Annotated in this window: 26 protein-coding genes; 9 read left to right on the top strand and 17 right to left on the bottom strand. The window is 32.5% G+C overall.

The annotated features are described in order from the left end of the window. The first annotated feature begins 3 nt into the window (after positions 1-3). From CAP47_RS06080 to CAP47_RS06065, 4 genes are all read left to right on the top strand, one after another. Positions 4-957 carry an AAA family ATPase gene (locus CAP47_RS06080; RefSeq protein WP_100775828.1) on the top strand — a complete coding sequence of 318 codons (954 nt, stop codon included), beginning with the start codon at positions 4-6 and terminating at the stop codon, positions 955-957. 223 nt (positions 958-1,180) lie between these two features. Then, complete coding sequence (locus tag CAP47_RS06075; RefSeq protein WP_100775827.1) at positions 1,181-3,448, top strand: aconitate hydratase; 2,268 nt, start codon at positions 1,181-1,183, stop codon at positions 3,446-3,448. A gap of 66 nt (positions 3,449-3,514) precedes the next feature. Further along, on the top strand, positions 3,515-4,093 hold the full coding sequence (locus CAP47_RS06070; protein WP_100775826.1) for a TlpA family protein disulfide reductase: 579 nt from the start codon (positions 3,515-3,517) through the stop codon (positions 4,091-4,093). Between the two features lie 6 nt (positions 4,094-4,099). Then, positions 4,100-4,771 carry a DUF3291 domain-containing protein gene (locus CAP47_RS06065; protein WP_100775825.1) on the top strand — a complete coding sequence of 224 codons (672 nt, stop codon included), beginning with the start codon at positions 4,100-4,102 and terminating at the stop codon, positions 4,769-4,771. On the opposite strand, the gene CAP47_RS06060 is transcribed toward CAP47_RS06065, so the two are convergent. The 17 genes from CAP47_RS06060 to pepE form a co-directional block, all read right to left on the bottom strand. After that, the gene (locus CAP47_RS06060) at positions 4,768-5,922 is read right to left on the bottom strand and encodes a lycopene cyclase family protein (protein ID WP_100775824.1); all 1,155 of its coding nucleotides are present in this window, start codon (positions 5,920-5,922) and stop codon (positions 4,768-4,770) included. The genes CAP47_RS06065 and CAP47_RS06060 overlap by 4 nt on opposite strands. Beyond that, positions 5,909-6,541: a carotenoid biosynthesis protein gene (locus CAP47_RS06055; protein WP_100775823.1), complete on the bottom strand. Its 633-nt coding sequence runs from the start codon at positions 6,539-6,541 to the stop codon at positions 5,909-5,911. Before CAP47_RS06055 ends, CAP47_RS06060 begins: the two co-directional genes overlap by 14 nt. Beyond that, complete coding sequence (gene crtD, locus CAP47_RS06050; protein ID WP_100775822.1) at positions 6,531-8,018, bottom strand: 1-hydroxycarotenoid 3,4-desaturase CrtD; 1,488 nt, start codon at positions 8,016-8,018, stop codon at positions 6,531-6,533. Before crtD ends, CAP47_RS06055 begins: the two co-directional genes overlap by 11 nt. After that, on the bottom strand, positions 7,999-8,463 hold the full coding sequence (locus tag CAP47_RS06045; protein ID WP_100775821.1) for a sterol desaturase family protein: 465 nt from the start codon (positions 8,461-8,463) through the stop codon (positions 7,999-8,001). The genes crtD and CAP47_RS06045 overlap by 20 nt, the downstream gene beginning before the upstream one ends. A gap of 2 nt (positions 8,464-8,465) precedes the next feature. Continuing rightward, a complete protein-coding gene (locus tag CAP47_RS06040; RefSeq protein WP_100775820.1) occupies positions 8,466-9,305 on the bottom strand; it encodes a phytoene/squalene synthase family protein in 840 nt (279 codons plus the stop codon). Next, entirely contained in the window at positions 9,302-10,768 is a 1,467-nt protein-coding gene (locus tag CAP47_RS06035; RefSeq protein WP_100775819.1) for a phytoene desaturase family protein, read from the bottom strand. Before CAP47_RS06035 ends, CAP47_RS06040 begins: the two co-directional genes overlap by 4 nt. Position 10,769: 1 nt before the next feature. Next, positions 10,770-11,666, bottom strand: a complete 897-nt coding sequence (locus CAP47_RS06030; protein WP_100775818.1) for a MerR family transcriptional regulator — start codon at positions 11,664-11,666, stop codon at positions 10,770-10,772. Between the two features lie 173 nt (positions 11,667-11,839). Next, entirely contained in the window at positions 11,840-12,643 is an 804-nt protein-coding gene (gene map / locus CAP47_RS06025; protein ID WP_093244136.1) for a type I methionyl aminopeptidase, read from the bottom strand. 3 nt (positions 12,644-12,646) lie between these two features. Beyond that, positions 12,647-13,072: a BT0820 family HAD-type phosphatase gene (locus CAP47_RS06020; protein ID WP_093244137.1), complete on the bottom strand. Its 426-nt coding sequence runs from the start codon at positions 13,070-13,072 to the stop codon at positions 12,647-12,649. Between the two features lie 12 nt (positions 13,073-13,084). Continuing rightward, positions 13,085-13,633 carry a TlpA family protein disulfide reductase gene (locus tag CAP47_RS06015; protein ID WP_100775817.1) on the bottom strand — a complete coding sequence of 183 codons (549 nt, stop codon included), beginning with the start codon at positions 13,631-13,633 and terminating at the stop codon, positions 13,085-13,087. Continuing rightward, entirely contained in the window at positions 13,630-15,150 is a 1,521-nt protein-coding gene (gene gpmI / locus CAP47_RS06010; protein ID WP_100775816.1) for a 2,3-bisphosphoglycerate-independent phosphoglycerate mutase, read from the bottom strand. Before gpmI ends, CAP47_RS06015 begins: the two co-directional genes overlap by 4 nt. Before the next feature lie 78 nt (positions 15,151-15,228). Further along, entirely contained in the window at positions 15,229-15,573 is a 345-nt protein-coding gene (locus CAP47_RS06005; RefSeq protein WP_100775815.1) for a tRNA-binding protein, read from the bottom strand. Then, entirely contained in the window at positions 15,573-16,313 is a 741-nt protein-coding gene (locus tag CAP47_RS06000; protein WP_100775814.1) for a M15 family metallopeptidase, read from the bottom strand. Before CAP47_RS06000 ends, CAP47_RS06005 begins: the two co-directional genes overlap by 1 nt. Then, entirely contained in the window at positions 16,310-16,741 is a 432-nt protein-coding gene (locus CAP47_RS05995) for a GNAT family N-acetyltransferase (protein ID WP_093244142.1), read from the bottom strand. The genes CAP47_RS06000 and CAP47_RS05995 overlap by 4 nt, the downstream gene beginning before the upstream one ends. Further along, complete coding sequence (locus CAP47_RS05990; protein ID WP_093244143.1) at positions 16,741-17,289, bottom strand: ClpP family protease; 549 nt, start codon at positions 17,287-17,289, stop codon at positions 16,741-16,743. Before CAP47_RS05990 ends, CAP47_RS05995 begins: the two co-directional genes overlap by 1 nt. Positions 17,290-17,378: 89 nt before the next feature. Then, positions 17,379-18,293 carry a glutaminase gene (locus tag CAP47_RS05985; RefSeq protein ID WP_100775813.1) on the bottom strand — a complete coding sequence of 305 codons (915 nt, stop codon included), beginning with the start codon at positions 18,291-18,293 and terminating at the stop codon, positions 17,379-17,381. Next, positions 18,294-19,007, bottom strand: coding sequence for a dipeptidase PepE (gene pepE / locus CAP47_RS05980; protein WP_100775812.1), 714 nt, complete (start codon positions 19,005-19,007; stop codon positions 18,294-18,296). 147 nt (positions 19,008-19,154) lie between these two features. On the opposite strand from pepE, the gene CAP47_RS05975 reads away from it, so the two are divergent. The 5 genes from CAP47_RS05975 (at position 19,155) to CAP47_RS05955 (ending at position 23,360) form a co-directional block, all read left to right on the top strand. Next, positions 19,155-19,922, top strand: a complete 768-nt coding sequence (locus tag CAP47_RS05975) for a hypothetical protein (protein ID WP_100775811.1) — start codon at positions 19,155-19,157, stop codon at positions 19,920-19,922. 4 nt (positions 19,923-19,926) lie between these two features. Further along, positions 19,927-20,688, top strand: coding sequence for a hypothetical protein (locus tag CAP47_RS05970; protein WP_153043498.1), 762 nt, complete (start codon positions 19,927-19,929; stop codon positions 20,686-20,688). A gap of 242 nt (positions 20,689-20,930) precedes the next feature. After that, a complete protein-coding gene (locus CAP47_RS05965) occupies positions 20,931-21,467 on the top strand; it encodes a hypothetical protein (RefSeq protein WP_153043497.1) in 537 nt (178 codons plus the stop codon). Then, positions 21,458-22,456 (top strand): CPBP family intramembrane glutamic endopeptidase, encoded by a 999-nt coding sequence (locus tag CAP47_RS05960; protein ID WP_100775808.1) that lies wholly within the window; start codon positions 21,458-21,460, stop codon positions 22,454-22,456. The genes CAP47_RS05965 and CAP47_RS05960 overlap by 10 nt, the downstream gene beginning before the upstream one ends. A 142-nt stretch (positions 22,457-22,598) precedes the next feature. Then, positions 22,599-23,360 carry a hypothetical protein gene (locus CAP47_RS05955; RefSeq protein WP_153043496.1) on the top strand — a complete coding sequence of 254 codons (762 nt, stop codon included), beginning with the start codon at positions 22,599-22,601 and terminating at the stop codon, positions 23,358-23,360. The last annotated feature ends 109 nt before the right edge of the window (positions 23,361-23,469 follow it).

Raw genomic sequence — 23,469 nt, 5'->3', positions numbered from 1 at the left:
AACATGTCTGAAGTTGAGATCATCAATAATTTTGTAATCAAATACAAAAGTTTAAAAAAAGAAATCGCAAAAGTTATTATCGGTCAAGATAAAGTTGTCGATGAGATTTTAATTTCTGTTTTTTCTGGTGGACACGCACTTTTAATCGGTGTCCCGGGTTTAGCAAAAACTTTGATGGTCAATACAATATCAAAGACTTTAGGTCTAGATTTTAATCGTATTCAGTTTACACCAGATTTGATGCCGAGTGACATTCTTGGTGCTGAAATTTTAGATGAATCTCGTCAGTTTAAATTCATTAAAGGGCCAATTTTTAGCAACATTATTCTTGCTGATGAAATTAACAGAACACCGCCTAAAACTCAGTCGGCTTTGTTAGAAGTGATGCAAGAAAAATCTGTTACAATTGCTGGACAGCATTTTAAATTGGAAGAACCTTATTTTGTTTTGGCAACCCAAAACCCAATTGAGCAAGAAGGAACGTATCCTTTACCAGAAGCGCAATTGGATAGATTTATGTTTTCAATAAATCTCACCTATCCAACATTTCAAGAAGAAGTTGATGTTGTTAAAGCCACGACCTCAAATATTACACATGATATCAAAGCATTGTTTAATGCTGAAGAAATTGTTGAAATTCAGAAGTTAATCCGTCAAATGCCAGTTGCAGATAATGTCGTGGAATATGCTGTAAAGTTGGTTTCTCAAACGAGACCTTTCGAAGATTCAGCAGCAGAAATTGTCAAGAATTATGTTGAATGGGGCGCAGGACCAAGAGCTTCACAAAACCTCATTTTGGCGGCCAAAACGCATGCTGCTATCAATGGAAAATATTCTCCAGACATAGAAAACATCCAAGCTGTAGCTGAAGGAATTCTGAGACATCGTGTCGTTAAAAATTACAAGGCAGAAGCAGAGGGTGTTGATATCAATGCGATCATCAATCAGCTTATGTAAAACGATTATAAATTACTTAGCCTGAATTTTAATTGTTCTTAATTTTTTACTTTTCATTATCAGATTTTAAATTATAAGCGTATAATTTAGAGACATTGCTTTTATTTTTAGCTGAAATTGATTTTTTAGTAGATAATATGCATGAATACTTCATAAAGCTTGATAACTTTTAAATCCGAAGTATATTTCTTACTTTTGTTCAATTAACAAAAAAATACGTTTTATGGCTTTTGATATTGATATGATAAAGCAAGTTTACAGTCAAATGGCTGAGCGTGTTGATCTCGCGAGAGAGATCGTTGGACGCCCTTTGACACTTGCAGAAAAAATTCTTTATACACACCTTTGGGATGGAAAACCATCAACCAAATTTACAAGAGGTAAGGATTATGTAGAGTTTTCTCCAGACCGTATTGCATGTCAAGATGCAACTGCTCAGATGGCGTTGCTTCAATTTATGCAAGCAGGGAAAGATAAAGTTGCAGTTCCGACAACTGTTCACTGTGACCATTTAATCCAAGCTAAACAAGGTGCTGCAGCCGATTTAAAACGTGCTAATGATACAAGTAAAGAGGTTTTTGATTTCTTAGGATCAGTTTCTAATAAATATGGAATTGGTTTCTGGGAGCCAGGAGCTGGTATTATTCACCAAGTTGTTTTAGAAAACTATGCTTTTCCAGGTGGAATGATGATTGGTACAGATTCTCACACAGTTAATGCTGGAGGACTCGGTATGGTCGCTATTGGTGTTGGCGGTGCAGATGCTGTTGACGTTATGGCTGGAATGCCTTGGGAACTCAAGTTTCCAAAGCTGATAGGTGTTAAATTAGTTGGTAAACCACAAGGTTGGACAGCTGCTAAAGATGTTATTCTTAAAGTGGCTGAAATTTTAACTGTTAAAGGTGGAACAGGTGCAATTGTCGAATACTTTGGTGAAGGTGCTAAAAACTTATCTTGTACAGGTAAAGGAACAATTTGTAATATGGGTGCTGAAATTGGAGCAACAACTTCAACATTTGGTTACGATGATTCTATGGAACGTTTTTTACGTGCAACTGACCGTAATGAAATTGCTGATGAAGCAAATAAAATTAGAGAACACTTAACTGGTGATGATGCAGTTTATAATGACCCAGAAGAGTATTTCGATCAAGTTATCGAAATTGATTTAAGCACATTGAGACCGCATCTAAACGGTCCATTTACACCCGACTTAGCAACACCAGTTGGTGAGTTAGGCGAAAAAGCAAGAAAGAACGGTTGGCCGATTAAAGTTGATTGGGGATTAATCGGTTCTTGTACAAACTCTTCTTATGAAGATTTAACGCGTGCAGCTTCAATCGCTAAGCAAGCAGTTGATAAAAAATTAAAGCCAAAATCTGATTTTGGAATTAACCCAGGTTCAGAGCAAATTCGTTTTACAGCTGAACGTGATGGCTTATTAAAAATATTTGAAGATCTTGATGCCACTATTTTTACAAACGCATGTGGACCTTGTATTGGTCAGTGGGATCGTAGCGATTTAAAAGGTGATGAGAAAAACACAATTGTTCACTCGTTTAACCGTAACTTCTCAAAACGTGCTGATGGAAACCCAAATACTCACGCTTTTGTAGGTTCACCAGAAATGGTTGCAGCAATTGCAATTTCAGGTCGTTTAGATTTTGATCCGATGAATGATACGCTGATCAATGAAGATGGAGAAGAGGTGAAACTTGATCCACCTCAAGGTATAGAGTTACCTGAAAATGGTTTTGAAGTTGAAGAAAATGGTTATGTAGAACCTTTAAAAGATGGTAGCAAGGTAGATATATCTGTTGATGAAAACTCAAACCGTATTCAAATATTAACGCCTTTTGAGCCTTGGGATGGTAAAAACATTACAGATGCCAAGCTTCTTATTAAAGCGCATGGTAAATGTACAACTGATCATATTTCTATGGCTGGACCTTGGTTGAAGTATAGAGGTCACCTTGACAACATTTCTGACAACTGTTTAATTGGCGCTGTGAATGCTTTCAATATGAAAACAAACTTCGTGAAAAGCCAGATCACAGGAAAATATGACGCTGTGCCTAAAACACAGAGACAATATAAAGCTGAAGGAATTCCAACAGTTGTTGTCGGAGACCATAACTATGGTGAAGGATCTTCTCGTGAGCATGCCGCAATGGAGCCACGTCATTTAGGTGTGCGTGTTGTGCTTGTCAAATCATTTGCGCGTATTCACGAAACAAACTTGAAAAAACAAGGAATGTTAGGAATCACTTTTGATAATGAACAAGATTATGATCTGATTCAAGAAGATGATACTTTTAACTTTGTTGATCTTGAAGATTTTTCAGAAGACAAGCCTCTCACAATAGAGATTGTTCACGCTGATGGATCAAAAGATACTATTAAAGCAAATCATACTTATAACCAAGCTCAAATTAATTGGTTTAAAGAAGGTTCTGCTTTAAATATGATTAAAAAACAAAATAAAGCTTAGGCCTTAATTTGGTAAATATGACTTAAAAACCACCTTTCGAGGTGGTTTTTTTATAAATTTATACGCATGAAAAATAAAGAAGAAAAAAAGGAATCATTTCTAAAAAAGCATTGGAGTAATATTCTTTTTGGGCTTTTTGTTATACTATTGATAATTCCTCAAACCCGAACGCCAATTCAAGTTTTTATAAATAAAATAATTTCTTTTAGTCCATCTGAGATTTCTGAAGATGACAGAGAGAGTTTAAAGACTTATAATTGGGTTTTGATGAATGAGAGAGGAGAGGACATCAACTTCAATCAATCAAAAGATAAAGTTGTGATTATCAATTATTGGGCAACTTGGTGCGCGCCATGTATTGCTGAAATGCCCAGCCTTCAAGAACTTTATACTGAATTTAAGGATGATGTAGATTTTTATTTTGTCACAAATGATGAGCCACAAAAAGTCAATACTTTTATGTCTAAAAATGATTATGATATGCCTAGTTATCGTCAAAGATCTCAAGCGCCTCAAATACTTCAATCATCAAGCTTGCCTACAACTTATATGATTTCAAAAAAAGGTGAAATTATTATGAAGAAAATAGGTTCAGCTAATTGGAGTAGTGATAAAGTTAAAAATACAATCAGAGAAAATTTATAATATAAAGTGAGTGACTATGTAACTTTTAGCGTTTTTAAATTTGATAACACAGGTTCTAAATATTGGGCTTTATCTCAAATGCAATTGGCACACACTCAACTCAAAAAAGTAAAAGGACAATCTTTCTATAAACTAATGGGCAGCGGTCAACAGGGATTTAAACCTTGGCCAGATTTCTCAACTTATGCCTTACTTCAAGTTTGGGACTCTAAGGAAGCTGCGAAAGATTTTTTGGATAATTCAGTTATTTTTAAAAAATATAAAAATCACTCTAAAAAAATCACAACGTATTTTTTGCAGGCTTTTAAAGCAAGAGGTCAGTGGAATCAAAAGTCAATTTTCAAATTTGAAGCAAGTCAACCTGATAGTAGTGAAGAGATTGTTTCACTAACAAGAGCTTCGGTTAATAAAAGGAAAATTTTTAAATTTTGGAAAACAGTTCCTGCAGCCCAATTGACTTTAAATGCCCAAACGGATTTAATTTATGCAAAAGGTTTTGGGGAATATCCGCTCACTGAAATGGCCACTTTCAGTCACTGGAAAACTTATGATGCCATGCGAAAATATGCTTATAAATCAAAAGGACATCAACAAGCAATTAAAGCAACAAGGAAGAATCATCTTTTTAAAGAAGAAATGTTTGCAAGTTTTAGGATTTTAAAAATTGAAACTTGTTAATTTGTTTTGAAACCTCTTTTCAAGTGTCTGATAAATGCTTGATGAAAAGGCTTGGAATTTAAGCTTAAAATAATTTTGAAATCTTCACTAAAACTCGATTCTTCATCCAAAAATCTAAAGATTCGCTCAATTGGGTTTTTCTTATACATTCTGTAAAATAGCTCTTCACCAAAATCATTTCTTGACTTCAGCACATCCAAAAACATTTTATCATAATGTTTATATTTAAGCGGTTTCTTGAGGTCGGATAGATTTTTATTATTTAATAGACAATTTACAATTTCCTCACTTTTTCTTTCACAATTTTTAAAAGCATAACCAGTGGAAGCTTTTACCCAACCTGCTGCTGTTCCAATTTTATATATGCGTTTGCTTTGAAAATTATCAAAATCAAAACTGCTCATCGGGATGACACCTTTTTCTTCAGAAACGACCTGATAATTATTGATTTTAATATGCTCTAAATATTTTTTGAGATGACGGTTATAGGTTTCATCAGAGACTATATCAGGTGAAAAATATGTGAATTCGACTAAGGCTTCCTTTCTATTGATAGGTAAAACATAGGTGAAACTCGTTGTGTTTTGATCCTTGATATCAAAATCCATCATCGTGAAAAGTTCATTATCAAAAGTATTTTCTTCGGTCTTAATATACCAACCTTTAAAGTGTTGATGAATGTGTATGGAATTATTGGGTTTATAAAATTCTGGAGAAATTCTACTGTCAAACATCAATTCAGTGTTATAAGAATTTGTATTTGTTTTGACAATAACCTCTTTATTGGTTTCTCGGTAGTCAATGACTTTCTCTTGAACCCACTCAATATTTTCGTCTTCTAATATTTGATTTTTACAGGCTTTATAAAAATCAATAGACCGTAACATTTTGTATTTATATTTATCAAGATCAAACTCAATACTTTCTTTATTAGCTCTTAATTCACCTTTTGACCAAGATTTTGTAATGAAATCGTCCCATAATCCTGATTTTTTTTCCCAAAAACACCAAGTTTTATCATCACTGTTTTTTGTGCTTGGTTCAATGATAAGAAGCTTTTTTTTATTCAGTAAGCCATTTCTTTTCATCGCCATACTTAGGTGTAAACCTGCGGCACCAGCACCCACAATAATATAATCAAAAGTAAACATAGAAATACATAAAGAATAAGAATTGAACACCAAAAACATGTGCTGATGTTCTGAAACTTCCTTTGACTTTCAAAAAATCACACAACAACATGAACAGATAAGCAAACATAAACCAAGAAGCATAATTACGTAAGGGAACCGTGTTATTTTCAAATTCCCAAAAATCAAATCTTGGCGCTGTAAACTCCATTAAATAATCTAAACTAAGCATTAATAAAGAAGCAATACCAGCTTTTACCCATTTATTTTTTATGTATTTAGAGATTATAGTATAAGAAGTCAAACTCAGTATTGCCCAATTGATGCCGATCAAGACAGGAACTCCAAGAAAGCGATAGCCAAAATTATTTCCGTAAGCATATTTGCCAAAGAACCATGCATAATTAACGCCTAAAACTTCAACTAAAAAACCAAAAAGTGATATGATTAAAAATGCAATTAAATTTTTGATATGAATTAACTTATAGCTGAACAACATAATGATAAGAATAATCATTAAATTGAGGGGTGTCTTCGGTAAAAACCAATCAGCGTAACCTAATGTGATTCCGATAATTGCCGAAATATGGAAGAGCCAAATCAGTAAAAACTGAGGTTTGATTTTTAGGTTAATTGTCATTGTTATTTTGGATTAGATCAGAAACAATTTGAGCTGATAACAAACATAGCGGAATTCCTCCTCCGGGGTGAACACTCCCGCCACAAAAATAAAGATTCTTAATTTGAGAAGTGAAATTTGCATGCCTTAGAAAACTAGAAAATTTTCCATGACTTGCCATTCCATATAGCGAACCTTGATGCGAGGAAGTTTGTTTTTCAATATCTTTTGGTGTCAAACAATGCTCTATTTCAATATACTTTTCGATATCTGTTTTTAAAACACGATTAATTTTAGAAATGATTTGTTGACGAATTTTATGGATCATTTCTTCACTCAAGATTTTTCCATCAGCAGGGGCGTTTATCATAACAAACCAATTTTCACAATTTTCAGGGGCATCTGTTTCAATTATTTTTGATGTGATATTGATGTAAACTGTCGGATCTTCATAAAATGCTTTTTGATTAAAAATGTGATCGAACTCTTTTTTGTAATCTTCTGAAAATAATATGTTATGTATGCCTAAATCTTTGAATTCTTTATTGATTCCCCAATAAAAAATAAGTGCTGAGCTTGAGCCTTCTTGTTTTAAATTTAATTTAGGCTTTTTGGCTTTTTTTAAAATAGTTTGATATGATTGATAAATGTCCATATTTGAAATAATGAAATTAGCTTTATGAATCTCAGAATTGACACGGACAGCTTTTGCAGTTTTTTGATCGAAGATGATTTCATCAACAGCCTGATTGAGATGTATTTTAATACCAACATCTTTGGCTAATTTTGTTAAGGATTGTGAAATATCGTGCATACCTTTTTCTGGTAAAAAGGTTCCGTCATACATTTCTAAATAAGGAATCATTGACATAATTCCTGGGGTTTTGTATGGTGAAGATCCGTTATAAGTTGCGTAACGATCAAATAATTGAACGAGTTTAGGATTTTTAAAAGATGCCTTATTATGCTCGTGTAAGCTTTTTGTCAGATCTAATTTTTGAATATTTACAACTGCTCTGAGTGCTTTTTTATTTAAAAAGTTTTCAGGTTGATGCAGTGAATTTTTTAGAAATAAATCTGCAGTTAACTCATATTTATCTTTGGTGTTTTTAAGATAATGACTGATGTTTTGCTCATCTTCGTCAAATATAGATGAAGCAGATTTTACAAAATCATCAGGGTCAGCAGGAGCTGTAAACTTTATGGCATCTTCCCAAAAATATCGACAAGTCTCGTTTTGTTTGGAATAATTAAAATATGTCTCAGGATTTTTTCCATGCAATTCAATTAATTCCGTGACAAGATGAGGAAGCGTAAAAAGTGATGGTCCTAAATCAAATCTGTATTGCTTATCTTGAAATGCGTGAATTTTTCCACCTGTGTAATCATTCTTTTCATAAATATCAACCTCAAAACCTTGTTTTCGAAGTCGTAAAGCACTAGCAATACCAGCAATGCCAGCACCAATAATAATTATGTTAGGCTTTCTTTTTGGCATTTTTAAGCTCTCTTTTAAAATATTTTAAAGGGGGAAATAGCATTCCGAAACATTCGCTATCTTCTTTACCTAGGTGTTTATGGTGCATTTTATGAGCTCTTCTGATTCCTCTTGCATACCAATTGTTAGCATTTCTAAACATTTTGAATCTTTGGTGAATGAAAATGTCGTGAACTAAAAAATATGCTAAACCATAAGCCGCGATACCAGCGCCAACTGCAATAGCATATGGATTTAAACTGATAAAAAGAGACATACTGATGACGGCGTAAAAAACGAAATATAAATCATTGCGTTCCCACCATGAATCGTGATCTTTCATGTGGTGGTCTTTGTGTAAGAACCATCCGAAGCCATGCATAATATATTTATGTGAAAACCACGCCATAAATTCCATAAAGCAAAAAGTTGACAGGAAAATGAGTATCAATAAAAAAATTTTCATAATTAAATAAGATTTAATCTAAAAAAAACATAAGATTTAGCGAGTAAACCCGCTTTTTGATAATTTGAAACACGGATTCTTCTCTCTTGAATTTCTGAAGAAGGTGTGTTTTTAATTTTGTTTAATAACTTAGTATAATAAATGTAAGCCGTGTAAATGCCAAGCTTTGCCTCCAATGGTAAATGTATAATGCCGTTTAAACCCGCTTTAAAATCTTCTTCTATTTCAATAATAATTTCGTCCTTATTTGAATCATCAAAAGCTTGAAGGTTTAAATGTGGGAAATAGCTTCGTTCTAAGCCTTCCATATCTGCTTTTAAATCTCTTAAGAAATTTATTTTTTGAAAAGCAGAACCTAAACGCATGGCACACTCTTTTAATTCATCATATTTATTTTGATCTCCCTTAACAAAGACCTTTAAACACATCAAACCGACAACATCAGCGGAGCCATAAATATATTGTTCGTATTCTTCTTTAGTGAGATAGTTCGATTTATGTAAGTCTTTTTCCATGCTATTCATAAATGAAATATAAAGATGTTCAGGGATTTCATATTTATGAACAGTTTCTTGAAAAGCATTGAGTATTGGGTTTAAGCTTATTTTATTTTCAATAGCATCATACATCTGCTTTTTAAAGTCATGAAAAAGCGTTTCTTTGTCATAATCATGAAATGAATCAACAATTTCATCAGCAAACCTTACAAAGCCATAGATGTTGTAAATGTCTTGCCTGATAGATGGCGCCAGTAATCTTGTCGCTGTAGAAAAAGATGTGCTGTAAGATTGTGTTACCGTTTTACTACATCTTTTGGAAACGATGTCAAAAATTGATTTCATGATTGAAGACTTTTTAAAATGAGTTGAGAAACTAATTTTCCAGAAATTAAAGCAGGAGGAACTCCAGGCCCAGGAACTGTTAATTGTCCAGTGAAAAATAGTCCATCTATTTTTTTGCTTTTGAGTTTTGGTCTTAAAAACGCTGTTTGTAAGAGCGTATTTGCCATGCCGTATGCATTTCCTTTATAAGAGTTATAATCTTTTACAAAATCATTAACGCAATAGGATTTTTTATAAATAACGTGATCTTTAATTTTTTCTCCTGTCAATTTTTCAAATCTATCCATTATAATACCATAATATTTTTCTCTGAGTTCATTTGTATCTTCGAGACCAGGAGCTATTGGAACCAAGAAGAAGCCGTTTTCACAACCCTCAGGAGCCGTATCGGAATCTGTTTTTGATGTGAAATTTGCATAAAACAAAGGTTCTTTAGGCCATTTTTTTGTGCTATAAATGCTGTCAGCATGTGCATCAAAATCGACATCAAAAAATAAATTATGATGTTCAGCATTCTTTATTTTTTTATCAAAACCTAGATAGAATAAGAGAGAAGAAGGTGCAAAAACTTTTTTATCCCAATATGACTCTGAATATTGTCTGTATTTTTCATCAAGCAATTGTTCGCTATGATGATAGTCGGCACCTGATAATATGATGTCAGATTCAATAATTTCATCATTAACTTTTATAGACTTAGCTTTTTTGTCTTCAATATTAATTTTTTGAACGTCAGAATTTGTATGAATTTTCACGCCTAAAGATTCAGCTAAATTTTGCATTGCTTGAACGACAGCAAAAAAACCTCCTTTTGGGTGCCAAGTCCCTAAACCGAAATCAGCATAATTCATAAAGTTATAAAATGAAGGTGTTTCGCTTGGTTTTGCGCCTAAAAATAGAACAGGAAATTTAAGGATTTGCTTAAGGTTTTCACTCTCAAACTCTTTGTCTACATCTTTACTAACCGTACTGAAAAAAGTATTTAATTTTTTGATTGTTTCTGGTGTTACAAGTTCTAATGGAGATAAACCTGGTTTGTAAACAAGCTTTTCAATTGCAACTTTGTAATTATCTTGCGCTTCCTTAATAAATTTTTGAAGCTTGATTGATGCACCTTTTTCTTCAGCTTCAAAAACTTCATATATTTCTTCAAAATTATCACCTATCTTAATTTTTTTTCCATTTTCAAAAATAACTTGATAACCAGGGTTTAAGCGTTCAAGTTGATAATAATCTGATGGTTTTTTATTAAAATCAGCAAAAAATCTTTCAAAAACATCAGGCATCCAATACCATGAGGGGCCCATATCGAATGTAAATCCTTTAGCTTTGTGTTGTCTAGCACGTCCGCCAATGGTATCATTTTTTTCAAAAATGTGAACCTCATGACCAGCTTTAGCTAAATATGCTGCTGCTGCTAAAGATGAAAACCCAGACCCTATAATTGTTATTTTCTTTTTCATTTTATAAGTTTAATGTCATTTCTGAAATGTCTCCAAAGGTTTTAAAGTTGGATGGTAATTCAATTTGATTTTCTGTAATTTCTTGAGTTTTTCTTCCTAGAATCCAATATTCTGATTTTTCTGGACTCATATAATCTTTAATTTCATTTATATAATTTCCAATATCGTCAGGCTTTACTGTAAAGTAACTTATAAATACTGTTTTACTATATACAGATGAAAATAAGTGTAAATCCTTTTTAGGAAGAGATTGACCTAAAAATATCACTTTATAGCCATAAAGTAGTAACTCATAGTTGATGTAAAACAATCCGATGTCATGAACTTCTTCAGTCGGAAGAAATAATACAAAGACCTTATCTTCTTTTTGAGGTTTTTCATGTTGCAGCTTTTCAATGTTAATGTAAAGCTTTTGTTTGACTAGAGTTGAAACAAATTGCTCGTGCGCAGGAGATATAGTTCCTATTTGCCATAAAAAACCAATTTCTTTTAATAAAGGAATAAAGACATTGTTGTAAATTTCTCTAAATGTATAAGTTATCATTAATTCGTCATAAGTCCTTAAAAATAATGACTGATCAAAATTGAGCATTGCCAACTTCATTGATTTGACAGCCCTATTTGTATCGCTTCGGCTAACAGAAATATTTTGAACATAACTTGCGATCTCTTTATCAGATAATTTTGAAATTCTTGAAATCTTATATCCATGATCGTTCAGAAAAGTCACATTAAGTATTTTCTGAAGTCCTTTAATATCATAAGTTCTAATATTAGATTCAGTTCGATTTGGATTCAAAATCCCATATCTTTTTTCCCACATTCTAATTGTGTGTGCTTTTACGCCACTGAGAGATTCTAAATCTTTAATACTGAAATTCTGTTTAATGTTTTCCATGACTTTGTTTAACAATAGTCAAAATTATAAATAATTGTTTAATATAAATACATAAATATGAAACAAAATAGTTAAATCTTGTTAAGGTTTTATCGAGTCATGCTTAAACAAAATGATTTTAATAAAAAAAAGCCACTTCTTTCGAAATGGCTTTCCTACAAATTTTATTGTTTTTAAAATCGATACGGATCTTCTTCTTCGGTTGAAATACCTAATGCTTTATGTACATAATCAAAGGTTGAAAGTAATTTTGGCTTACCATCAACTAAAGCAACATCATGTTCAAAATGTGCGCTTGGCTTCATGTCAGCTGTTAAGATTGTCCATCCGTCAGGAAGTTGTTTGATATCTTTTGTGCCAAGATTAATCATCGGTTCAATAGCAACGGTCATTCCTTCAACAAATTTTTTACCTCGGCCTCTTTTTCCATAGTTTGGCATTTCTGGGTCTTCGTGCATTGTTTTTCCTATACCATGACCGACAAGTTCACGAACAACGCCATAACCATTTTTTTCAGCGTATTTCTGAATTGCAAAACCGACATCGCCAACACGATTGCCAGGCTTGAACTGTTCAATACCCTTATATAATGAAGCTCTTGTGACTTCAAGAAGCTTATCAATTTCTGGGGAAACTACCCCAACTTTAAAAGTATAAGCATGATCTCCATAAAAATTGTTTTTGAGTGCGCCACAATCTATCGATATAATGTCACCTTCAATCAATGGTTTATCATTTGGAATACCGTGAACAACTTGTGCATTTGGACTCATGCAAAGCGAATTTGGAAAATCATAAAGACCTAAAAAACCTGGTATTGCACCATGGTCTCTAATAAATTCCTCTGCCAATCCATCTAGCTTTAAGGTTGTGACACCTGGTTTGACTTCTTTGGCAAGCATGCCCAATGTTTTAGAAACAATGAGAGCACTCTCACGCATTAATTCTATTTCTTCTGACGTTTTTGTGATAATCATCTATTATTTTTTAAATAATGAGCTCAAGAAACCTTTCTTTGATTTTTCTTGAGCCTTGTTCTTAAGTTCGTCATTTTCACCGATGAGTTCTCTATAAATACCTCCCCATCCGTAAAAACCACCGATATTTCTATCATCGATAAAAATATCAGCATTAATTTTTCTACTTATTTTTTCAGAATATTCTTCTTCTGGATAACTTTTATTTACGGCATAAAACTCAATGCCATTCTTCTTACAAAATTCAACAGCTTCATCTAAACTTTTACCACTTCTATAAGTCCATAATATTAAAATATGACCTTGATCTTGAAGTTTTTTTAGAGTTTCAAAAGCAAACAACATGGGTTTACCTATACCAGGATATCGATTTTCAACAATGGTTCCATCAAAATCGATGGCAAGAATTGGTTTATTAGGAGAAATCATATTTATTAAAAATTAAAAGTCGTAACTGTGCTTGTATTTTTGACCTGACATAATTTTATATAGATCTTCCTCTAAACTTTCAACAGCGTATTCAACAAAACGATTCATTTCTTGACCATTTTTATAAACAATAATTGTTGGGACATTGAAAACGTTTAGTTCTTTACGTTCTTTATCTGTGATGTTAGGAATTTGTTTACGTTGAGTGACACCAACGAGTTTAAGTTTTTCATGAGAGATGTCAGCTTTGTCAAAAATCTTGATCAAACGCGGTAGTTCTCTCCGACTATCTGGACACCAAGTTCCAAGATAAATGCTGAATGTGATTTCGTCTAAACCATCAATATTTGAAATTTCTTCAATGAATTTAGGCTTTGGGGAATATCTATCATAAACTGCATTATACCAACCTGCGTTGCGAGAATCCATTAATTCATCTAATGTAAACTCACCTAACATGAGTTCGTAACTTTGTTCTTTAGTTACTTTTTCTGAATTAATACTCGAAAATGGAGTTACTAAAAAAGCGATAAATGTTACTAAAATACTGATACTTTTCATGAGATAAGAGATTTTTGAGTCATTAATTTAGGTTTTTCAATTCCCATTAAGTCGAGAATTGTTGGCGCAATATCGCCTAAAATACCATCTTTTATTTGTTTAACATCTTGGTCAACTAAAATAAGTGGGACAGGATTTGTTGTGTGTGCAGTATTGACTGAGCCGTCATCATTTAGCATTTTTTCGCTGTTTCCGTGATCAGCAATGATAATCATACTATAGTTTTCAGCTTCTGCAGCTTCAACTAAAGAACCAACACAATCATCAACTGTTTCACATGCTTTGACCGCAGCATCAAAATCACCTGTATGTCCGACCATGTCAGGATTTGCAAAATTGACACACATAAAATCTGCAGTTTGATCTTTTATTTCAGGAATGAGCTTGTCTCTAAGTTTATAAGCACTCATCTCTGGTTGTAAATCATAAGTTGCGACTTTAGGCGAATTGACTAAAATTCGTTTTTCATCTCTAAATGGTTTTTCACGACCGCCAGAAAAGAAGAAAGTGACATGTGGATATTTTTCAGTTTCAGCAGCTCTAATTTGAGATTTGCCAGTGTACTCTAAAACTTCACCTAAAGTTGCTTTGATATTTTCTTTTCTGTAAATGATATTGATATTTTTAAAACGATCATCGTATTGTGTCATTGTCACGAAATATAAAGGAAGAGATTTCATTTCAAATTCAGGAAAATCTTCTTGAGATAAAGCTTGCGTTAATTGTCTACCACGATCAGTTCTGAAATTAAAGAAAATAACAACATCATCTTTTTCTATCTGACCATTTTTTTGATCGTCTAAATCAATTTTGATAGGTTTGATGAATTCATCACTCACATCATTTTCATAGCTTTTTTCAATTGCTTCAATAGGATTTTTAGTGTGAACATTTGCTTTTCCTTGCGTTAAAAGGTGATATGCATTTGCAACACGTTCCCATCTTTTATCTCTATCCATTGCATAATAACGACCAATAATGCTTGATAATTGTGCGTTGTATTTTTGAGAAAAATCAAGCACATTACTGATGAAATTTTTTCCGGAATGTGGGTCAACATCACGGCCATCAGTAAAAGCGTGAATGTACTTTTCATCAATACCATAGTCATCAGCTGCTTTGACTAAACCTTCTAAATGATTGATGTGCGAATGAACGCCACCGTCACTGACAAGACCTATGAAGTGAACGGCTTTATTGTTTTCTTTGGCATAATTAAAGGTTTGCTCTAAGACAGGCTCGTTTTTTAAGGTGTCTTTTTCGACAGCCATATTGATTTTTACCAAATCTTGATAAACAATACGACCAGCGCCCAAGTTCATGTGACCAACTTCAGAGTTACCCATTTGTCCCTCTGGAAGTCCGACGTTCAAACCATCGGTTCTTAAAATTGAATGTGGATATTTCTTATATAATTTATCAATGTTTGGTGTGTTTGCAGCATCAACGGCAGAGCCTTTTCCTGTTGGCGAAATACCCCAGCCATCAAGAATTGTTAAGATTACTTTTTTGTTCATCTCTTTTTTTTGCTAAAATATGAATTATTCAAGAAAACTATCTTTAAGACGTGTTAACTTCGAGTGACAATAATCAATTTAAGAGATTTTTGTTCCATTTTTGACTGATCGTTCAGGTTGAATTATGATAACTTCTTCATGTTCTTCAAGTCCGCCTAAAAGTAAACATTCACTCATCATATTTGCAATTTGTTTAGGAGGGAAATTAATGACTGCAACCACTTGCTTTCCTATTAAATCTTCAAGGTTGTATATTTTAGTGATTTGAGCTGAAGTTTTTTTGATACCAATTTTTCCAAAATCAATTGTCATTTTATAAGCTGGTTTTTTAGCTTCTTTAAATAACTCTGCGGTTAGTATTGTACCAACTCGCATTTCTATCTTGGCAAAATCTTTAAAATCGATGAAGTTATTATCAGACATTAAGCTTTTAATTTTGGATTGATATCATTGATATGGTCTTTAAAATATTTTCTGATAAAGTCATCTGACATTAAATCTTTGCCTTCAAATTTGAGTTTAGCCCAACGTGATATGAATTTTTCAGAATTTTGAAGTTCTAAGAAGCTTTGAGAAATAGGTTTATATGAATAATGCCAAGGCTCATAATTAAAGCCTTTTCGATGATAATTTTGTGTGTAAACCAAATAAAATCCAAAGCGATTTGCATTGGCTTCCATCCATTCTTTTAAAGTACAATAGTTTCCTATACCGTGATAGTTATCAGGATTCAGCAAGCTTCCTTTTGGCTGTGGTTGGTTGGCGTCAATGATGTCCATGTCAGTTCCCCAATGATGGCGTGAGGTGCCAGGAATAGTAGAGTAGGTAATGATTTTATTGAAATTGTCTTCAGTATTTAAACCTTCTTTTTTGTTATTTCTAAACTTTCGTTCAAAGATCGCTTTCTGTCTTTCAAAAGAACGAAATCCTGAAACAATTTGTATGTTAATTTGATCTTTTAAAGCCGCATTTTTCATTTTTAAAAAAGCTAAATAAGTTTGCTTTTCTAATGTTTTTGTTGAGGTCAAATGAGAAAAACTTAGGCCTGCTAATTGCTTAAATTTCAGATCAAAATCATCTTTATTAAAGCTGACCAAACTCGGCGCAATAGCACAAGCAGCGGCAGCTTTTAGATTCAAACGTATGAATTCATTTCTTTTCATTTTCTGATATATTTCATCACAACATGTAAACCAACATTTTCAATATTGAAAACATCTGAAGCTTTCACAAAGCCATTTTTCTCGTAAAATGTAGAGGCGGAAACTCTTGCATTACACCAAATCAAGTCATTGGATTTTGTTGATTTAATTGCCTCACAAAGCAGTTTTTGACCGAAGCCTTTTTTTTGATTGTCTGGCTCTACAGCCATTCCTCTCAGCTGAATTTGGTTTTGAGTTTTAAAAAGATGATGTCTATTTTTAAATAAACTGATGATGCCGACAAGTTTATCTTCAAAAAAAGCACCCAAATGTTGAGTGCTTTCTATATCGTCGTTTTCAAAATAACAGCTCTCAATTGGCTTACCAGGTCTTAAAACTTTTTGTCTGAGTTGTAAGATTTCTTGAGAAGCTAATAATTTGAACTTCATTATTTTAATATATCGTCAACAATGCCATAATCTAAAGATTCTTGAGCATCCATCCAATAATCACGTTTAAAGTCGTTCATGACTTTTTCAAAATCTTGGCCACAATTATCAGCGAGAATTTGAGCACTTAATTCTTTTGTCTTTAGAATTTCACGTGCTTGAATTTCAATATTTGAAGCTTGACCTCTCGCACCGCCAAGTGGTTGGTGTATCATCACCTTTGCATGTGGTTGAATATAACGTTTGCCTTTTGTGCCAACAGATAACAAAACTGATCCCATAGAGGCAGCTAAACCGCTACATATTGTTGAGACATCGCTATCAAGAGATTTAATGGTGTCGTAAATGGCAAAACCATCTGTGACGTATCCGCCAGGGCTATTGATGTAAAGTTGTATATCTTTTGTGTCAAGCAAATCTAAATATAAAAGTCTGTCGATCACATGTTTTGCACTTTTACCATCAACTTGTCCGTTGAGAAAAACTTTGCGTTCTTCTAAAAATTTATGATCTATTAAATCTTGTACTTTACTTGATTTTTTACTCATGATTTTATTTTTAAAAAGGTAAAATTAAAGTTTTAAATTCAAATTCTATCAATTCTTAGAAGGCTATTAACAAAATCTGAAATGTTTCTTTAAAAAACAGATAAGCCAGAAAGATTTGTCAAATCCTCCAAAGCATGAATTCCTAGGTTTGAATTGCCTTTTTCATTTAATTTTGGGCTCCAAACTGCAACAACGTAGGCGGTAGGATGTACTGCAACAATGCCGCCACCAACACCACTTTTTCCAGGTAAACCAACGCGATAAGCAAACTCACCAGCTTCATCATAGAAGCCACAAGTTTGCATTATGGCATTAATTCTCTTGACACTTTTAGCTGAAATGACTTGTTTTTTAGAACTGATTTTTTTTCCTGCATTTGCAAAAATTGAAAATGTTCTTGCCAATTGTACGCAGGTCATTTCAATTGCACATTGATGATAATAAAAATTCAGAACATCATCAATATCATTTTCAATATTGCCTAAAGCTTTCATGTAATTGACCAAAGCAGTGTTACGATAACCATAATCTTTCTCGCTCTCTGCAACTTTTTCATTGTAGTAAATGTCATCGTCGCCAGCTAATTTTCTGATGAAGGTCAAAAAGTCATTGATCGGATCGTCAAGCACTGATAGTAGAACATCTGCGATAATAATTGCACCAGCATTGATAAAAGGATTTCTGGGTATACCTTTATCACGCTCAAGTTCGGTAAGTGAATTAAAAGGTGTTCCTGAAGGTTCAACTTCAACGCGATTCCATAAATCTTGTCCAACTAATTCAGCAGCGATCGTTAAACTGATGACTTTTGAAATACTTTGAATTGAAAATTTTTCTTGGCTATCGCCAATTTCATAACTTTCATTTTCATTGGTGAGTAGAAACATACCGAATTTATCAGGATCGACTTTTGCAAGTTCAGGGATGTAGTTTGCAATCTTACCGTGATTTTCTATCCGGTTGCAATCTTTATGGATGATATTAAGAATGTTTTGAAAATCCATTTATAAAAAATCTAAATTTTCACCAGATTCTATTTCATAAGCTTCTTTTTCAGGTTCGAAAATTCGTGCTTTTAAACCCCCTTCTAAAGTTAATTTTTCTCCTTTAGCTTTAATGTAACTGCCTTCCCTTAAGCCTATGACGTTGATGTTGTTTTGTACTTGAAACTCTTTGAGCCTTGTTTCTCTGGTTTCGCCTTTGTGCGTTGAGTGCGGATTTGGATCTAAATAATGTGCGTTGATATTGAATTTTAAAATACCCATTGTTTCAAAACTAGAAGGATAAACAATCGGCATATCGTTTGTTGTTTGCATATTTAAACCACAAATGTTACTTCCTGCAGATGTCCCTAAATAAGCTTTGCCTTTTAAGATTTCTTCTTTCAAAGTTGCCATGAGATTTTTGTCATGCAAAGTTTTAACCAACAAGAAAGTATTTCCGCCACCTGTAAAAATTGCATCGGCATCTTTCAACGCTTGTATTGGGTTTTCGAATTCGTGTAAACCCTGTATTGTGTCAAAAATATCACCTAATGCTTTACGAACTTTATCGGTATATGCGTCGTGAGTGATGCCACCTGGACGAGCGAATGGAATGAAAACAAGCTTTTTCTTTTCTTTAAAAAACTTCTTTAAAGTTGGTTTTAGGTATTCTAAATAACTCAATCCATGTATGGTAGAAGTGCTCGCGATAATGCAATTTAAATTTTGACGCATATGATATTATGTATTAAAATTCTTGTGGAACTAAATTATATTGCGAAATTAGAAGATTTTAGGAGCTTAACAAAAGTTTATTAGCAAGCTTGCTGTTGCTTCTAAATATTTAAAATATATTTACTATAAAGTTAAACCACCTATTAAATGCGTTATTTCTATTTATTATTTATCGTTTTTTCAATTCAAGTTCAAGCCCAAAATCGTACGACGATTAAAGGCCAGGTGAATGTTCCTAAAGACGAATCATCTTCAATGATTGAAGTTGTTAATCTCAATTCAAAATCAGGCACATTGACAGATGCCAAAGGACAATTTGAAATCAGAGTTTCTGAAGGTGATCGATTACGTATCGATGCGCTGCAATATGAAGCATTTACGGCGATTGTCGATAAAGGAATCATCAGAAGCAAACAAATTATTATCACCATTAAATACGGAATTAATGAACTTGAGGAAATCGTTGTTAAACCTTATGATTTAGATGGAAATATTGCTGTTGATTTAGAACGTGTGAACACTTATGCTGTTGAATCAAATATTCCTTCAACACGAGAAATTCTTCAATCTTACAGAGGTGAAAACCCGACATCACCAAACCTAACTGTTGATGAAAATCCGACAGAAACAAGAATTGTTAAAAACGGATTAAACGTTGCCAATATTATAAGAGCGATAGCAAAGGATAGATCTAAAAAGAAAAAAGGAAATGGTCAAATTGACAGTCGTTACTTAAAACAACTTTATGAAGATGGTTTTTTTGAAGATCAATTAGGCATAGAGAAAGATCAGGTTTACGGATTTGTTGAATTCGCTGTTAATGATAAAGATTTTTCTGAAAAACTACTCAAGAAAGAAAATGAACTAGACCTTGTTCGTTATCTAATGATTAAATCTGAGGAATTTAAGGAATAAGCGCATGAAAATATTTTTCCTCTCATTAATACTGATTTTTAACTGTATTCAACTTTTTTCTCAAAGCAAAGAATTGAGAGGAGAAATATTGGCTGACTCAATACAATATTATCAGGTTAATATTGTAAATATCACACAAGAAACAGGGACAACGACAGCTAAAGATGGACATTTTGTTTTAGCTGTCAATCTTAATGACAGCGTTGTTTTTTCCTCACTTATTCATGAGTTTAAAGCTTTAAAGGTAAATGAAGAACACTTGAAAGAGCCTATAAAAATTCATCTAAAGCCACAGATTAATGAGTTACCAGAAGTTGTCCTTAAGCCTTATGATTTATCAGGAGATATTTTAATTGATGTTCCGAAAATTAAAGTGAGCCATATCGATCAAACGAACTATGGTTTTGGAACAGTCAGACGACTGACACCAATACAACAAGAAATTTATTTTGTACAAACAACAGGTGTCCTAGGGCAAGTTATTATGCGGCTTAATGGTCAGATGGAACAGTTAAGAAGACGTATTGAAATTAATAATAAAATTAAGAAGCAACTAAAATTAAGACCCTATATCACTGAAGAATTGATGCAAAATCACTTAAAAATCAATCCGATTTACAGAGATGATTTTGCTTATTTCTGTTCTGCTGATCCCGAATTACTCGCCATATTGGGAGAGGATAAACTTAAAATGATCGAGATACTCATTGAAAAATCTAAAGCTTTCAAAAAATCAAAATATAACTTGATTCCTCATGAAGAGTAGATTGAAAATTTAGTTCAACTTTTTAAATCTTTATAAAACACTTAAGGGGGTGATTTTTTTTACAAAACATTTTGTTAAATCATTTTTTTTTTAAGTTTGATTCAGTTTTTGGTCAAAACTTTAATAGTATTAACTTAAATTTTTTAAAAATGAAAAATTATAATTTATTTTTTTTAGTAACTATTTTTAGTTTTTTTAGTTGTAGTAATGATGATATTTTTCAAAATGATTTTGAAAATAATTTGGAAACAACTTCATTTACAGGAAAACCCTATCATTTAGAATTTGGGAACTTAAGTTTTGAACCTACGCAGAACAATTTAGATGTTTACAATAATGGACATTTCGAAACTTCTATATTAATTAAGGATAATAGTTATGATATAGTCGATACTAATGAATTAGGGGGTGGCGTTAAATTTACAAATACAACATCTGGAGATGAATTTGTCATGTTTAATATACGCTTAGCGAATGATAAAAAATCTTTTTTATATGATATTAAAGACAATAATGGATTTATAATTCAAGATTTAAAATTTGTTAGTGATGTTGAATTACCTGAGCTTCCAGTACGAGAGACCGACGGCTTTGGAGACTGGATTAGAGGAGTTATCAAAGATATTAAAGATGGTGCTAGAGAATTAATTGGTGAAGTGTCTGAAGCTGTTGAGCATATTGTGCAGCATGTTTCAGGTGCAGCGTCACCTTGTCCTCCAGGGACTGGTAGGAGTTATGGTTATGATCAGAACGGTAAACCTTGGAGCAGATGCGAATAATAGAAAAATTTAAAACAAATAAATTTAATTCATATTTGTTATTGGGCCTTCTTTTGAAGGCTCAATTTTATATTTTAATCATTTTTGTTAATTATCCAGGTTTTGAAAATAAATTTTCAAAAGACACTGAAAACATACCTGATGCTCTTGCTTTTTCAAGCAACATTTATTTTATTCTGTTTATGATTCTTTTAGTACCAGCTATTGAAGAGTTTATGTACAGATGGCCTATTTTTAAGGATGAAAAAAGTATTTCTAAAAAAATTGTTTTTGCAATTATCATCATCCTTTTATTATCTTTTGTTTTCAGCCCTTTTCAATCTTTATATAATTTTTTACTTGTTAGTATTCTGGCTATCAGTACTTGTCTTATGTTTTTGAATTCTAAGAGAGTTTCAAAGAATAAACGAATACAATTACAAATTATATTAAGTGCATTGGCTTTTAGTTTGAGCCATGCGGGTCCTAAAACTTTATTTTATGAGCCGAGCTTATTATCTCTAAGTCTATTTGCTAATTTTATAGGTGCAGGTTTTTTATATGCGTATTTGAGGTATAACTTTGGCATTATTTGGCCAATTTTATTACATTTCACAACAAACTTATTTTTAATATCATTATATGGTATTGATTCTGAAATTGATGCGACACCTGTGACTTTTAATACGCCAACTTATCAATTAGAGGTTAAAGAATCAGGATATTTTGATGATCGAGCTTTATTTCATTTTTCTAAGGATTCTTTGGGTTGGGAAACTTTGAATTTAAGTAAAGGTCTTAAAATGGCTATAGATTTCCAAGGTGAAGATTTGCGTTTCTTTGCAACAGATAAGCATAAAAATTTAGATTCCTTATTAGACTCATTCATACAAAAAAAGGCTTTTAGAGTTTATAAGTTTAAGTTGATAAAAAAAGATACTATTGATATACAACTGTATGATGTTCTGAAATCATTAGAACAAAAGAATCTTTTGTTGCCAGATATTTGATATTTTGTGATTATCTTTTTAGAGGAATCTTAAGTTTAGCATAACTTTGATTACTTTAGTCAGAGTTATGCTTTTTTTGATGTAAAGTTTTTCTTTATTATAAGTCTGACTTCTAAAAAATCAAAATATAACTTGATTCCTCATGAAGAGTAGGTTTTTACTTGTTTTATGTTTGTTTATTGCTGTTTCAGGTTTGGCACAACAGAGATATTTGCGCGGACAAATCATTGCAGATTCAATTCAACATTACCAAATAAATATCGTTAATATTACTCAGGAAACAGGAACGCTAACATCCAAAAACGGGACGTTTAAATTAGCTGTCGATCTCAATGACAGCATTGTTTTTTCATCACTTGTGCATGAATTTCAGAGTTTGGTTGTCACCAATTCAACTTTAGAAGAACCTGTTAAAATCAAATTGAAAAGACAAATTAATGAGTTGCCTGAAGTTGTTGTTAACGCCTATGATTTGTCTGGAGAACTTGGTCAAGATGTTATTCAAGTGCCAACGTATCATTTAGCACAAGAAGCTCTTGGTTTTAGCATACCGCGCCGACTTGATTATCCGACAAGTGAGCTTAAGCGTGTGAAGCGTGTAAGTGTTGGTTTTGGGTTCGCAGTTCCATTGGAATACATCATCATGAGTCTCAACGGCGATATTAAAAAGCTTGAACGTTATCAAAATATTCTCAAAATTGAAAAACAAAAGGAAAAATTACTTGCGTATTTTAAAACTGAGTTTATCGTCAAAAACTTAAAAATAGACACATCTTCCGTAGATGATTTTATTTATTTCTGCATGGAAGATCAAAGTTTCATCGAAACTTTTCGCAATGATAAATTAGCTGCTTTTAATGAAATCGAACAAAAAGCAGAAGCTTACAATACTAAAAATTATTAAATATAGTTTTTTAGGGCTTAATGAGAGGTTTTCAATTAAGTATCAATTCCTTTATATTTAATCAAAATCTCAATCTCTATCTTTTCAATTATAAGATTGAATTTTTGTA

The organism is Psychroflexus sp. S27 (assembly GCF_002810405.1).
Lineage (GTDB): Bacteria > Bacteroidota > Bacteroidia > Flavobacteriales > Flavobacteriaceae > Psychroflexus > Psychroflexus halocasei_A.
Note: the sequence above shows the minus strand (reverse complement) of the source record. Positions and strands in the feature narration are given on the sequence as shown.

What these genes read in the sequence shown, in the direction of transcription:
- CAP47_RS06080 (WP_100775828.1), top strand. Translation starts at nt 4, where the DNA reads ATGTCTGAAGTTGAGATCATCAATAATTTTGTAATCAAATACAAAAGT.
- CAP47_RS06075 (WP_100775827.1), top strand. Translation starts at nt 1,181, where the DNA reads ATGGCTTTTGATATTGATATGATAAAGCAAGTTTACAGTCAAATGGCT.
- CAP47_RS06070 (WP_100775826.1), top strand. Translation starts at nt 3,515, where the DNA reads ATGAAAAATAAAGAAGAAAAAAAGGAATCATTTCTAAAAAAGCATTGG.
- CAP47_RS06060 (WP_100775824.1), bottom strand. Translation starts at nt 5,922, where the DNA reads ATGTTTACTTTTGATTATATTATTGTGGGTGCTGGTGCCGCAGGTTTA.
- CAP47_RS06055 (WP_100775823.1), bottom strand. Translation starts at nt 6,541, where the DNA reads ATGACAATTAACCTAAAAATCAAACCTCAGTTTTTACTGATTTGGCTC.
- crtD (WP_100775822.1), bottom strand. Translation starts at nt 8,018, where the DNA reads ATGCCAAAAAGAAAGCCTAACATAATTATTATTGGTGCTGGCATTGCT.
- CAP47_RS06045 (WP_100775821.1), bottom strand. Translation starts at nt 8,463, where the DNA reads ATGAAAATTTTTTTATTGATACTCATTTTCCTGTCAACTTTTTGCTTT.
- CAP47_RS06040 (WP_100775820.1), bottom strand. Translation starts at nt 9,305, where the DNA reads ATGAAATCAATTTTTGACATCGTTTCCAAAAGATGTAGTAAAACGGTA.
- CAP47_RS06035 (WP_100775819.1), bottom strand. Translation starts at nt 10,768, where the DNA reads ATGAAAAAGAAAATAACAATTATAGGGTCTGGGTTTTCATCTTTAGCA.
- CAP47_RS06030 (WP_100775818.1), bottom strand. Translation starts at nt 11,666, where the DNA reads ATGGAAAACATTAAACAGAATTTCAGTATTAAAGATTTAGAATCTCTC.
- map (WP_093244136.1), bottom strand. Translation starts at nt 12,643, where the DNA reads ATGATTATCACAAAAACGTCAGAAGAAATAGAATTAATGCGTGAGAGT.
- CAP47_RS06020 (WP_093244137.1), bottom strand. Translation starts at nt 13,072, where the DNA reads ATGATTTCTCCTAATAAACCAATTCTTGCCATCGATTTTGATGGAACC.
- CAP47_RS06015 (WP_100775817.1), bottom strand. Translation starts at nt 13,633, where the DNA reads ATGAAAAGTATCAGTATTTTAGTAACATTTATCGCTTTTTTAGTAACT.
- gpmI (WP_100775816.1), bottom strand. Translation starts at nt 15,150, where the DNA reads ATGAACAAAAAAGTAATCTTAACAATTCTTGATGGCTGGGGTATTTCG.
- CAP47_RS06005 (WP_100775815.1), bottom strand. Translation starts at nt 15,573, where the DNA reads ATGTCTGATAATAACTTCATCGATTTTAAAGATTTTGCCAAGATAGAA.
- CAP47_RS06000 (WP_100775814.1), bottom strand. Translation starts at nt 16,313, where the DNA reads ATGAAAAGAAATGAATTCATACGTTTGAATCTAAAAGCTGCCGCTGCT.
- CAP47_RS05995 (WP_093244142.1), bottom strand. Translation starts at nt 16,741, where the DNA reads ATGAAGTTCAAATTATTAGCTTCTCAAGAAATCTTACAACTCAGACAA.
- CAP47_RS05990 (WP_093244143.1), bottom strand. Translation starts at nt 17,289, where the DNA reads ATGAGTAAAAAATCAAGTAAAGTACAAGATTTAATAGATCATAAATTT.
- CAP47_RS05985 (WP_100775813.1), bottom strand. Translation starts at nt 18,293, where the DNA reads ATGGATTTTCAAAACATTCTTAATATCATCCATAAAGATTGCAACCGG.
- pepE (WP_100775812.1), bottom strand. Translation starts at nt 19,007, where the DNA reads ATGCGTCAAAATTTAAATTGCATTATCGCGAGCACTTCTACCATACAT.
- CAP47_RS05975 (WP_100775811.1), top strand. Translation starts at nt 19,155, where the DNA reads ATGCGTTATTTCTATTTATTATTTATCGTTTTTTCAATTCAAGTTCAA.
- CAP47_RS05970 (WP_153043498.1), top strand. Translation starts at nt 19,927, where the DNA reads ATGAAAATATTTTTCCTCTCATTAATACTGATTTTTAACTGTATTCAA.
- CAP47_RS05960 (WP_100775808.1), top strand. Translation starts at nt 21,458, where the DNA reads ATGCGAATAATAGAAAAATTTAAAACAAATAAATTTAATTCATATTTG.
- CAP47_RS05955 (WP_153043496.1), top strand. Translation starts at nt 22,599, where the DNA reads ATGAAGAGTAGGTTTTTACTTGTTTTATGTTTGTTTATTGCTGTTTCA.